The sequence below is a fragment of the Streptomyces sp. WG5 genome (assembly GCF_049974565.1).
Lineage (GTDB): Bacteria > Actinomycetota > Actinomycetes > Streptomycetales > Streptomycetaceae > Streptomyces.
In genome coordinates this window covers 1-12,814 of sequence record NZ_JBNGGC010000067.1, presented here as the reverse complement: position 1 = coordinate 12,814, position 12,814 = coordinate 1, and the positions used below count along the sequence as shown (strand labels likewise).

Here is a 12,814-nt window from a genome sequence, read left to right as displayed (position 1 = left end):
CGAGTTCGACCTGTAGCAGCCGCGCCCCGAACAGCCCGCGCGCCCGGTGTGACTGAGCGCTTCGGTTGGCGAGTGAGCGCGTTACTGACTTCGGCTCGTCAGGGTGAACTTTGGCGAAGTCCCTGAAGGGCCTGGAGCGGTGCCTGTATTCCGTGGTATGTGAGGTATGCGGATGGGGGCGGGCTGACCGCTGCGGGACGTCGGCGCCGGGAGTCGGTGCGGATGCAGGCGGCTGAGCTGTTCGAGCAGAAGGTCAAGCCGCCGGAGGTGGCACGGCGCCTGCGGGTGAGCTGAAATCGGCTTATCAGTGGCACCAGTTGTGGCGGGACGGCGGTCGTGAGGCTCTGGCCTCGCGTGGTCCGGGCGGATCGCGGTGCCGTCTGTCGCCGCGCTGTCTGGAGAAGCTGGTCATGTACCTCGAGCAGGGGCCGGCCGCGCACGGCTGGGTGGAGGACCAGGTGTGGACCGCCGCTCGGGTGGCCACGCTGATCGGCAGGAAGTTCCACGTCTCCTACAGCGTCTCCGGTGCGACGAGACTGATGCACCGGCTCGGCTTCAGCCCGCAGGTCCCCGCACGGCAGGTCGCCGAGCGCGACGAGAGGGCCGTGACCGTGTGGAAGGAGGCGACCTGGACCGAGGTAAAAGAACCAGGGCGGCCTGCGGAGGCTACATCTGCTTCGAGGACGAGGCAGGCTTCACCCGCCGACCGCCCAGAGGCCGCACCTGGGGCCGACGTGGTCGCACCCCGGTCGTGACGGTGAGCGGGCGGCGCTCGGGACGGCTGTCGGTGGCCGGGCTGATCGCCATGCGCCCCGGCTCCCGGACCCGGCTGTGCCACCGCCTGCGCACACACCCCGCGGGCAAGGGCAGGGGCAAGCGCCGCAGCATGGGCGAACGCGACTTCATCGCACTGATCGACGGTGCCCACCAGCTCGTCAAGGCGCCGATCGTGCTGGAGTGGGACCGACTGAACACCCATGTCTCCCACGCCATGCGCGAGCTGATCGCCGAGCGTGAATGGCTGACGGTGTTCCTGCTGCCCGCGTACTCGCCCGACCTCAACCCGGTCGAGTGGGTATGGGCACACGTCAAACGCAGCCTGGCCAACCTCGCCGTCGTCGCCCTCGACCGGCTCGAAGCCCTCGTACGCAACCGGCTCAAGCGCCTTCAGTACCGGCCGGCCACCCTCGACGGCTTCATAGCAGGCACCGGCCTGACCCTCGACGATCCAACCTCACCCTGACGAGCCGAAGTCAGTAGTTGGCGATTGGGGTGTCCGGCGTCGATGTCTTGGGCGAGTCAGTGGCGTAGGAGTCGGAGCCGTGGCTTCGTATGCTCGTCGCTACGATGGCCAGCGCCTTTAGCCTCATTCTCCTCAAACTCGTGGCGTGACGGTGCGCTGGACGGCGGTTGCGATCGCAGCGGCAGGCGCGGGGTGCTGAAGTTTGCGTGGCGGTGGGTGGGCAGGCGGTTCCCCGCGTGAGGGCGGGTCCAGGGTCGATGCGGTCACACGACCAGGATCACGTCCCGACACACATACCTGACCGTCGGTGAATACACCTCCAGTGTCCACCGTCCGGACTCGGCGCGTGCTTCGGCGCGGAAGGTCCCGTCGCCGCACGGGCGCATCTCCTCGTCCCACACGCACCTGCCGTTCTCGGCGAGGCGCCGCACCCGCAAACGCAACGCGGCCTCGGCGTTCGTTGCCCACATCTCGAACGGCTCGCCGGCGACGGCGACATCAGGCAGTTCCACGCCAACCGGGTACTCGGAACTCAGCGCTTGGGCGAGCGGTACATCGTCACAGATGCGCTTGAGCTGCTCGATGGCCTTGTCCGCGTTCATGAGATCCGCGTGCCTGCTGTCCAGCCACAGCGGCTGGCCCGTACTCGACCACTCAGGCGGGGTCTGTGCGAGGTGCGACACCGTGCCATCACCGCGTGGAGATGGCAGGTACCGGTCATTGAGATCGGTGGACTTCGAGAAGTCGGAGTGGAACCTCGGCTTGCTCCCCATGGGGAAGGAGATCGCCTGATCGGTGCGGTGCTTGTCGCCCCCGAACGCGAACAGGGCGTAGCGATGACGCCCGTACAGGGCGTCGTTCTTCTGGATGGCGTTGTCGATGTCCGTGAAGAATCGGCCTGATTCCTCGATCATCCACGGGTCCACTCCCTCCAGCGGGGTGCGGCTGTCCAGAGCGACCCTGCCATCCTCCGGGTCGAGCACGATCCGGTACGTGGGAATCAGCTGCCCGAGCGAGGGATACGTCGAGCAGATCTCGCGGATCTGCTCGTTGAGAGGTCCGGGCACCCACCGTGCCTGTCCCGTCAGGAACCGCAGCGCCTTCACGCTCCCCGAGAAGGGCGTGCCCAGCGTCGTGACCGACCGGGTCTTCTCCCATCCGCCGAGGACCTCGGTGTAGTACCGCACGACAAGGCCGCCCATGGAACGGCACAGAAATACCACCTTGGCGTCCCCGGCTCCCGGATACAGTGCCGGGTCGGCCGTTTCCCGCCAGTGCGACAGCCGTTCGTCGACGAATCGCCGCAGTTTTCGGGCCGAGTTGCGGTTGGACAGCCGCCAGTCGTAGGGGAAGACCACGAACCTGTCCTCCTCGATACCCAGCTTCCTGCGCAGGCCGGCGTATCCGATGTCGGAGATCAGGCCGGGCAGCAGGCGCGGGCCGAAGATGGCACCACCCACGTCCAGGGCGTGCGGCGGCTCCGGATCATCGTCCCTGATGTCTTTCTGCAGCTTGAGCATCTCTTTCGTCCGCGCCGACCCGAGAATGCCGCCGATCGCCTGCAGGCTCAGGTCCCAGACGTCGTGCCCGTCCCGGGTCAGGGCCGTGCCCATGATTCCCGGGACCACGACGACGAGATCGCCTCTCACCGAATGCTCTCCCTGTCCTTATGGGCGGTCTCCGCCCCTCGTTGCTGGACGACCCGTGGCATCGAACCGCCCTCGTCGACCGGCCAGGGCAGGATCACCTGGTCGCAGCGAAGGCTCTTCTGCGCGATGCCCTGGATCATGAGGGTGATGTCGTGTCCGTCGTAGGTGGAGTCCACACTCGTCACTTCGTAACCGCGGGACTCCATCGGCTCCAGCTTGCGTTCCTGCCTGACGTCCCAGAACTGCAGGCTCCCGGACTCCCGGCTCCAGCCGACGAGCAGGGGCCGCTCCGGCGGCCCGGCCAGGGTGAGCCCGTCGAGCGGCGCACCGGGCTGCTCCGGAAGGGCGATCGGTCTGCCGATGCGTCCGTCGCACTCGCGGAACCGCACGGTGTACGGCGTCGCGTAGGCGACCAGGGGAACAGAGCGGACCGCCCGTCTCAGCAGACCGGTCGTGACCGCCCTCGCGCCGGGGCAGTCGACCGGTTCCGGCCGGGCGTCGGGCTTGGCGAGGTTCCAGACCCGGACTGCGTCGCCGCCCCAGAGCGACAGCCAGGACGGGCCGCCGGGCACGCCGACCACCTCCAGCTGCTGGACGGAGCCCGAGGCCGTCAGCACGAAGGTGTGTTCCTCCCGCCAGGGGCCGCCGCGCTCCACGTTCTCGCGTTCCCACGTGACGACGTTCTGCCCGGATGGCCACATCATGCGCATCCGGCCCATGCCGGTGACGGACAGGTCGAGCGAGGGCGTCCGCAGGTCGGACGCGCCCGGCAGGTCGAACTCCTCGGTCCCCAGGAGCTCCAGCCGCGGGCCGAGCCTCCACAGCACCACGTGCCGGTGACCGACCGCCGCGGTCACCCATCCCTCACCGGCTCTCGTGGCGGCGAGGGCAGTCACCTGGTGCGAGTGCGGGAGCCGTGGTCCCTCGACGACGCGGCCGGATGTGGTGTGCAGGCTAAGCAGCACGTCGAAGCCCTGTGAGCGGGCGAGGAGCATGGTTCCGTCGGAGTCTCGCACCAGCCGCAGCTGCGGGCTTTCGGCGACGCGCCCTCGCAGGCGTGCCCGGGCGGCGTCTCCGGCCTCGAAGGGAGCGTGCGGCTCCCAGATGTGGAGCCGGGTGTCATCGGCGACCGCCAGGCGGCCGGTTCCCGAGGGGTCAAAGGCCAGGGACTCGTGCCCGTGGTCGCAGGGCAGGGGGACAAACTCCCTGCCGGACTCGTCCCACACATGGAGTTCGGCGTTCTCCTGCACGGCGGTCAGCACGCCGTGGGGGCCGCGCCCGAGGATCACAGACCCTCCTGCGCTGCGGGCGCGGAACCGGAGCTCCGCCTCGCTGTGGAAGAGGTCCTCCGTGTGCCAGACGTGGAGCGTGTGGCCGTCCAGGGCTGCGATCACGGCCTCGGGTCCGTCCCCGGGAACCAGCACCGACACCCCCTTGACCACCTCGGCGCCGTCGGTCAGGGAACGCGTGCGCGCGAGCCGGTTCTGTCCGGTCTTCAACCCCTGCACCTCCCACACGGTCACGCCCCCCGGGCCGCCCGTGACCACCCCGACCCGCCCACCGGAGACGGCCAGAGCCACACAGCGCACCTGCGCGGAGACGTGGAACGGCCGCCCCAACCGCCCCCGGGCGTACTCCATGGAGGAGTCCCACCGCCACACCCATGTGCCGGTCCGGTCGACCGCGGCGAGGAAGACGTCCCGACCCCGCCGCACCGAGTCGAGGGCGTTCGGCGTTCCTCCCCAGTACAGCTCCTCGACCGGGTATCTGTGGTCTCCGTGCCAGATCCGCACGCACTGGCTGTCGTGTGCGGCGATCACCCGGCTCTCACCCCGTCCGGAAGCCGTTACCCCCCGTTGCACGGGGGGCGAGGTCCACGTGGCCGGGCCCGTGGTCCTGGTCCGCGTCTTGCGCCCGTCCTCGGTCCACGACGTGATCTCACCGGCACCGGCGACGTGGATGATCCCGTCGCCGTCAGTCTCCCAGTGCACCGCCAGCGCCCCGCCCGAGGGAGCGGGTCGGCTCCGCCGCAGCGGAAGCCGCTCCGCGCTGCTCCACACGTCGTCCCAGAACACCGAGGAGGGCTTCGGCACGTCGCACAAGAACTCGGGGGAGAACATGGCCAGGGCAGTGGCCCGCAACACCGCCCATCGCGCCGGCGGCGACGGATGTCTGCGGAAGTGGTCGGCGACGCGCAGGTACAACGCGCTCTGCTGAGCGGTCGCCAGCCGACTGGCGACCAGCGGCTCCAGGACGTCGGGCGAGGTTGCCACCAGGAAGTGGTGGTCGGCCACCAGCTCCTCGAGGGCGTCGTCCCCGGCCAGAGCGGCGTGCGCCGCCAGGTAGTGGGCGACGTAGGGTTCGACGTCCTGCCAGCCCGCACCTTCGCGAGGGGTGAGGGCGCGGACCACCGCACGGTGCTGCTGCCTCTGCTCCGCCTCGCCATACAGCAGATGGGCGCCGAAACTGGGATGGTGGAGGCGGTAGACCTCCTTGCCGAACTCCTCGTCCTTGGTGATCGTCACGCCCGTGGCCGCGCGGATCACGGTGCTCAGGTCCGAGCTGTCGTACTCCCTGCCGGCCGGGTCGTCCCGCACTGCGTTGGTCACGGCGAGCCACACTCCCGGCTGGGGCAGCCCGACTCCCTGAGCAAGCGCGAGGCTCCGCATGAAGTCCCGGATACGGCCTGGGTCCTGCGGGTCGAGCCGGTCCAACTCCTCCGTCAGCAGGGAGTCGAGGACGGCCGTGCCGCTCCGGAGCTCCTGTTCGAGCTGGTGCTCGTCGACCGGCGTGGGCATCTGGGCGAGACGACGTGCCCACAGGGTGGCCACAAGGAAGAGACCGCTGCTGCGGCTCGCGATGTACCGCGCGACCGCGCTGCGCGTCTGCGCCGCGTCCCGCAGCCGGTTGTACGGGGAGTTCTCCTCTCCGAGGAGACGTTTCACATGGCGAGCGATGTCCTGCTCGACCTCGACCGACCGGTCCAGCTCCAGTGGCTGCACGCAGTGCAGGACTTCCAGCAGGGTTTCGGCGGGCGGATCACCTGGCAGATTGCGGCGCGCGTTGGCCCGGGTACCGACCACCACGCGTACCCCCGGCTGCGCCGCGAGCGGGTTGAGCAGGCCTCTCGCGATGTCGAAGGAGTGACCGGCCGCAGCCTCGTCCAGTCCGTCGAACATAAAGGTGAGGCTGCCCTTTCGGCCAGCCAGGTCCCTGACCGACTTCACACAGCCAGGCGGGGATGGTCGCGCCCCGTCGGGCATCGCCAGGCCCAGGGGCCGCAGACGCTCCGTCAACTCCTCGCAGAGCGCGGCAAGCGTCTTGCCCCGGCAGTGGAGAGCAGCGTTCACCGAACGGAGTTCGGGCAGGTTTCGCGGCCGGCGGTCCGCGGGCAGCGAGGCGACGAAGCTCTCTACCGTCAGATGCGCCACATAAGCCAGCAGGGTCGACTTGCCCGCACCCGACGCTCCCGTGACAGTGAACATCCCCGATTCCTGGATGCGCAGCCAGTCGACCACTTCAGTGACCACCCGGTGTCGCGAGGCGAAGTCGCGCAGGTGCCAGCTCTCGCCGGAGTCGGAGAAGACGGGCAGTTCCCCGCGCCGGAACTCCCTGCCGATCCAGGACTCGTCGTCCTCCGGGCGCAGCGCGGCGTTGACCCTCGGGGACCAGTGGGGATTGCCCAGGAACTCGGGGCTCAGGGTGTGCACCTCGCGCCAGACCGGTGCCTGTCCCCGCATCAGAGTCTGCACGCCGAGCATGAGGTGCTGGAAGACGACGGTGTCCTTGTGCCGGCTGAAGATCCTCTCGCTCTCACCCACGACGAAGGCGGGATTCGACAGCACCTCTTCGAGACGCTCGACGAAATGGCCCTCCACCGCTTCCTGCCGGGCCTCGGCGGTAGCGACGTAAGCGAATCCGGCGAGGGAACCAGACTGCCGCATCAGATCGCGCGCGTTCTCGACCTGGGCGCTCAGCCCCCGTACTGCCTCCCCCGCGAAGCAGGCGTCCAGGATGAGCAGGGTGTCCGTGGCGTCCTCGGCGAGCCAGGCGACCAGTTCCGCGGCCTCCACGGCCCGGCCAGAGTCGAACCGTCCTGCCTCGTAGCTGTCCTCGCAGGCCAGGTAGAAGCTATCGCCGACGACTTCGCCGTGCCCCGTCCAGTAGAGGATCCTCCGCTGCACCGCCTGCTGATGCAGTCGTTGCACGAACGCACGAATCCCCTCACGCGCAGCCAGGGGCGCCGCGGTCGCGACGTCCGTACTGGCCAGACTCAGCGAAGGGGCATGGAACCCGAGGCGTCGCGTCTGTTCGACGAAGCGCGCCGCAGTCGACCTCAGGCGAGAACGGCCCCTGGCCCCTTGAGCGTCCCCCCGGTACCGGTCGATGACGACGGTGGCGACCACACCATCCCATCCCTGCGCACGCTCCATCACCGGGGCTCTCCCCTCAGAGTCCATCCCCACGTACCCGCCCACGGACAGAATGGCTTGTGGCAACCTGACATCTCACACCAAGGCATGTGTGCTATCTCACACTATTGGACGGCAGGTGAGGAAGCCGAATGAATCAGCGCGACGCGTTCGTCATCGGGGACACGGAGACGGACTGTCACATCTTCGAGGGAGACGGCACGCGCCCGATCCGCGAGGAAAACGTCACCATCATCTACGAGGCGGGTCTTCGCAGGGTGGACCTTCCGGTGAGGGTCCAGCAGTGGCGCCAGGAGATCGAAGCCGAGCAGAAGCGCAAGCAGGCGGCGGGGGAGCGCTTCGCCTGGAACAACCCGCGGTTCGCCGTCGAGAGTGTCATCTCCTCCCGGACCGACGAGGACGAGGAACCCCAGGTCCGGATCAGCCTGTGCGACGCGGACTACTACGACTTCCTCGCCACATCCATCAACTTGGACAGGCCGTTGGAGGAGCAGGACGCCTCCGCCACCCTGCGCTCGCAGTACCTGACAAACTCCGACCCGGTGGAGGCGCCGTCCTTCCTCTCCTGCAGCTTCGGCGTCAACGTCGCCGTGGAGACGGGACGCGACCGGAAGATGGTCTTCGCACGCCGAAGCGTGCAGGTCGAGGGCCACAACAAGCAGCGCTGGAACTCCTCGGTCAACGAGGGACTCGCCGCAATCCACGACGTCCCCAAGGACGGCAAGCCCATCAGCCTCAGCGCCGTGGCGTACCGCGCCCTCCGTGAGGAACTCGCCGTCCAGGACGGGGACAACGTCCAGCTGGAGCTGCTCGCCTTTGCGCTCGACCTGCGCAATCACCAGTGGGCCGCCTTCTACCGTGCCGTACTCACCGACCTCAGCTCCAAGGACCTCACCGCCCGCCGCAGCCGGGGCATCGAGGACAAGTGGGAGCACGACCAGTTCAGGTTCGTTCCGGCAGATCCCGACAGCGTGCTCGACTTCCTCCTGGAGAAGGACCCGGACAAGCTCTGGACGCCGTGCGCGCCTGCCCTGTTCTACCTGGCTCTGGTCCGGGCCGCCGTCATTGCCCGGGGCGGTAACCCGTCGGGCCGGCTGGACGTGGAGGCCGCCGAGCGCCGAGCGCTGCAGCGGCTCAAGGAATCCGAGTGACGTCACTGCATCGTCGCATCGGTGGCCCATACACGATCAGAAGATGTTCCGTACCCGATGCTGCTGGCGCAGCTTGAGGAACTTGGCCCGAACCTGATCGGTCGGCATCCCGGCCTCGGCCTGGATCATGAGGTCCGCCAGGGCGTCCCGTGACTCCATGAAACCGTGCCACTTCTGCTGGGGCTTCAGCCAGGTGTCCACCGCGGTCATCACCGCGACGATCAGCGCCAGCGCCGGGACCCACTTGATCAGCCAACTCCCGTGGCCGCCGCCCAGGTTCTGGTCGGCGGCCACGACAGCACTGGCGAGAATGAGCAGGATCCGGCTCAGGTAGTACGTCAATCCGTAGTTGAAGGTCCCGACTCGCCAGCGCCGCATCTCCCGATCCATCTCCTTGGAGAGGGCCTCCGGCAGAAGTTCGGCCGACCTTCCGCTCTCCACCGCAGTCTCCACTACGTCCTCGGCCATGCGTCCCCCTGCGACTCGTGCCACGAATGAACGCTTCATTCTCCCAGGCCCAGGTATGGCGCGCCGGGCTAATCCAGCCTGGGCCGGTGACCTGACTTGCCTGTTGGAGGCGGCGAGGTTTCTCGCGGACTGGCCTCTCCTGCACTTCACGACCGTCCGCTGGGATGCACTCACCCGGACTGCCGCACTCGAATACGGTGAGCTGACAGGTGATCATCCGGTCGTGCCGACCCGCACCATGACGGTGCCCCGCAACGATCTCGAGGCCGGCAGCCTCTACATGCGTGACAGTGACCACGAGCTGCGCTCCTGCGCCCGTTCCTGGTCGGCCGGGACTGTCCTACGTGCCGGCTGTGGTCCACCTTCCACGTGGACCGTGCACCCAAGGACAAGGTCATCCTCAAGAGCCTGGAGCACGGACACGTCGTCGAAGACGCCTCGCCGGTACTGCGGGCCAGCCTGGAGCATGTACAGCTGCTGTGACCCGCCCAGGCTTGTCGCCAGCCCCGGGGCGCCCGGCAGTTTCACTCGCCGTCTGCGTGGCTCTGGTTTCTTGCGGAAGCAGCGTGCAGGCCGGCCGGGAGGAGGCGGATTTCCCGAGCGCGTACTCAGCGCGGTCCGCCCTCTGGTCGCGCCGTCGGGTCGGGAGGGGACGGGCGGGCTGGGTCAGGCGTGTCGGACGGGACGGGGGCGGCGTGGTGTCCGTGGAGCCGGTAGACCATTTCGTCAGGTGCGTGCAGCATGCGGGCCTGCCGCCAGGCCGTGTCGTAGGACAGCGGCGTCTTGCTTCGCCGTTGCAGGAGCAGGGCCTGCAGGCTGGTCAGGGGGGAGAGCACGGCTCTCCAAAGGACAAGCTTCACGGTGGTAGTCCTTGTTCGCCACGTGCCAAGGGCCGTGTGATGAACGTTTGTTGGCGGGCGCCTGCGCCGCGGATGATGCGCTGCCGTTGAGCGCGGCGACGGAGTTGAGCAGGGCGAGCATCGCCCGCTGCTGCTTGTCGGCATCGCTGAAGCCGTCGCCGAGTTGTTCCCACTGCTCCAGCAGCGGATACCACCACTGGTCACAGCCTTTGATCGTGCGGGCCAGGCGTTGCAGCGCGGCAGTCTCCTCGTCCGGGAGGCGTCCGGGGTGGCGTTCGAGACGGTCGAGCACGACGAGGCCGGGGTGGTCGTAAAGGTGTGTCTTGAGGAACTGCAGGCGCCGGATGCGTTCGGTGTCCGCTGTGCGCTGCGCGAGACGTTCCCGGGACTCCGGCGACAGACGCAACACCACCTGGGTTGCCAGGATCCGATAGTGGCGGTTGCCCCCGTGCGAAGCGCCCAAAGCGGCGTTCAGGGCGTCCTGGGCAGCGGGCAGGTCGGCGGCGTCCCAGCGTGCCGCCGTCGCGGCGGGCTTCTGATGGACGTCGGCGCGGACGAGGTCGTCGAGGTTGGGGCGCAGGCGCAGTGTGGGACGCCAGCGCAGCGTGTAGACCGCTTCGAACGGGATGCCGGGGGTCGCGCTGGCCAGCAGCCGTGGAAGCGGGCAGGTGGTGGTGCGTTCCGCCCGCTGTCAGGGCCACCTCATGCCGGGTCCCTCGTGAGAGAGAACACCGGCTGCAGACGGTGGTCGACCAGGTGCTGGTAGAAGTCCTCGCCGGCGTTGACACCCTGGTGCGTGGTGACGTCGGCCAGAGCCTTCATCAGCTCCATGCCGGCGTGGAACATGTTGTGACCGCGCAGCGCCGGCAGAAGCTGGTCGCGCAGGCGACCGTAGGAGGCGGGGTCGGGCGCGCACGTACGGATCCATTCGGTGAGGTACGGGATGGCCTCGGCCGTCGTGTCCGGACTGCTGAGGAGGTCCTGCAAGGCCCGCTGGACGTCGATGTCCGGCGCGCGGTCGGACATGAGCCAGGGCATGCCGTCGTCCTGGACGGGCATCAGGGCCAGAAAGGCCAAGGTCCCGCTCTTCGCGGATGCCTGGGACTCCTGCCAGTCGCGGACTTCGGCCACCAGCCGGGCGGTGCCCGTGGGCCGGCTGGCCAGTTCTTCGAAGGCCTTGAGAACGTCACGGCGCAGGTCCGGCTCGCTGGTGGTGTGGGCGATGCGCCGCAGTCGCACCATGGCCCTTTTCGCCGTTGACGCGTTGGCGGCGTCGTCGTGCAGGACGCGGCGGCAAGTGGAGATGACGGTGGGCGCGTAGGGCTTCTGCTCGGCCCAGCGGTACAGAACGTCCCAGGCCAGGCGTCCGACGTGTTCGTCGTGGACGGCTACGCCCAGGACGGCGCTGAGGAGGTCGGGGTGGGATTCGCGGGCGATGGCGCCCAGGGCGGTGAGGTGGGCGGTCGTGCCGTGGCGCAGGACCAGGGCGGACAGGGCGGCAACCGAGAGATCGGCTGTGCTGTAGCCGGCGGCGCTCTGCACGAGCCAGGCAAGCATCGCCTCGCGGATGGCCTCGTAGTTGTCCCAGACGTACTCGAGGATGGCCCGGCCGTAGGCGGGCCGGTCGAAGAGCACGGTGTCCTGGGAGCCGACGGCTGCGCCGACGTCCTGGATGCGGCGGCGCAGCCCGCGGCCGGCGAAGGAACTCTGAGTGGGTGAGAGGCCCGACCTGGTGCCCGCGTCCTTCGGGGCGAGGGCTTGGTGTAGGGCGCGTGCGGTGCTGGCCACGATCGGCAGGGGAGCCGACTGGCGCACCGCCAGGGCCAGCAGCAGGCAGCGGTCCTCCAGCGTGAGGGAGCCCTTGGCATTGTCGTGAGTGGTCGCCACCTCGCCGAAGAGCCCGTCGAGGTGATCCCTCCAGTCCGACAGCGCTGCGGTGATGCGGTCTTCCAGGCTGAGATCGGCGTCGGCCGGTGCAGACCGGGGGAGGGCCGCTGAGGTGCGGGCGTCCTGCAGGCGCTTGTGCTCCTGCCACGTCATGACGATGGTGTTCGCGGCGCGTACGGCTGCCATAGCGTGCAGTCCCCGCAGCGAGGCCACGGCTTTCGGGAAGGAGCGAAGGTCGGCGACGAGCGGCGCATGCCCGGCCGCTTTCAGACGGGTTTCCACCACCCGCAGGGCATCCGGAGGCTCGCTGAGATACACGACCTGTACACCCTTGCGGGTAGTCAGCCGGTCGTCCCACAGCTCCTGGGCGACCGTCAGCACGAGGTAGGAACGGGCATCCCCGAGGTGGTCGGCGAATGTGCTGAGGGCATCGAGGAAATCCGCCGACGGCCGGTCGCTCTCGGGATCCTTCAGGTCCAGCTGGTAGGCGTGCTCTTCTTCCAACGGCAGCCGCCCCTGGCTCGGCGCATTCCAGTCCCCGTCCAGTTTGACCAGCGTGGTCGTACTGTCGGTGTGCTCGGCCAGAAGCCGCAACGCGAAGGTCGTGGCGCCGAAGGAACGGGGTGTCACCACAATCACCATACGCTGCCGCGGTCGCGGCGCCTCCGGGGTGAGTGCCTGCTGCCAGGCTTCGGCCCACTGCCCCTCGCAGACGAAGGGCCGGCTCAGGACCTCTCCGCGATCGATCCGCACGCCCTCCAGCAGGTCCAGCTTGCGCGTTTGGCTGACGAACTTGTTGATGCTGCCGGCGACCACGTCGACTCTGCCGTACAGATGAGTGCCGGCGCCGTTGGTGAGGAGTACATCCGGCACGGCATCCGCCGGGCCTGCGCCCGCGTGCGGGCCTTCCGACGAGCCCTGCGGCAGGACGCCGCTCGGGGGAGAGTTCTCTGGCCGGTCCGCCTGCCGCCGCCACGGCGGCCGCCAGCCGCCGGATCCATTCGGCTCCGGCTCACCGGGCTGGGGGATGGCTGAATGATCGGGCCCTACTGAGGTTTTCACGGCGGGGTCGGTGGGGTGAGAGCCAGACCTGTGGCGGTCAGGCAGCCGTCGACCAGGTGGG

General features: G+C 68.7%; 6 protein-coding genes and 1 pseudogene. 2 read left to right on the top strand and 5 right to left on the bottom strand.

Annotated elements, in window-relative coordinates; all coding sequences use genetic code 11:
- Positions 1 to 159: 159 nt before the first annotated feature.
- A pseudogene (locus ACP4IX_RS35550) lies at positions 160 to 1,243 on the top strand (IS630 family transposase).
- Positions 1,244 to 1,506: 263 nt separating this feature from the next.
- On the opposite strand, the gene ACP4IX_RS35545 reads toward ACP4IX_RS35550, so the two are convergent.
- Together ACP4IX_RS35545 and ACP4IX_RS35540 are read right to left on the bottom strand one after the other, a co-directional pair.
- On the bottom strand, positions 1,507 to 2,892 hold the full coding sequence (locus ACP4IX_RS35545; protein WP_426526810.1) for an esterase/lipase family protein: 1,386 nt from the start codon (positions 2,890 to 2,892) through the stop codon (positions 1,507 to 1,509).
- Positions 2,889 to 7,100, bottom strand: a complete 4,212-nt coding sequence (locus ACP4IX_RS35540; protein WP_426526812.1) for a hypothetical protein — start codon at positions 7,098 to 7,100, stop codon at positions 2,889 to 2,891. Before ACP4IX_RS35540 ends, ACP4IX_RS35545 begins: the two co-directional genes overlap by 4 nt.
- Positions 7,101 to 7,456: 356 nt before the next feature.
- Here ACP4IX_RS35540 and ACP4IX_RS35535 point away from each other — a divergent pair, with 356 nt between their 5' ends.
- A complete protein-coding gene (locus ACP4IX_RS35535) occupies positions 7,457 to 8,476 on the top strand; it encodes a translation initiation factor 2 (protein WP_426526814.1) in 1,020 nt (339 codons plus the stop codon).
- 36 nt (positions 8,477 to 8,512) lie between these two features.
- Here ACP4IX_RS35535 and ACP4IX_RS35530 read toward each other — a convergent pair whose 3' ends face one another.
- The 3 genes from ACP4IX_RS35530 to ACP4IX_RS35520 form a co-directional block, all read right to left on the bottom strand.
- The gene (locus tag ACP4IX_RS35530; RefSeq protein WP_426558713.1) at positions 8,513 to 8,944 is read right to left on the bottom strand and encodes a hypothetical protein; all 432 of its coding nucleotides are present in this window, start codon (positions 8,942 to 8,944) and stop codon (positions 8,513 to 8,515) included.
- Positions 8,945 to 9,670: 726 nt separating this feature from the next.
- Positions 9,671 to 10,216: a hypothetical protein gene (locus tag ACP4IX_RS35525; protein WP_426558711.1), complete on the bottom strand. Its 546-nt coding sequence runs from the start codon at positions 10,214 to 10,216 to the stop codon at positions 9,671 to 9,673.
- Positions 10,217 to 10,506: 290 nt separating this feature from the next.
- On the bottom strand, positions 10,507 to 12,814 hold a 2,308-nt coding region (locus ACP4IX_RS35520; RefSeq protein ID WP_426558709.1), incomplete at its 5' end, for a hypothetical protein.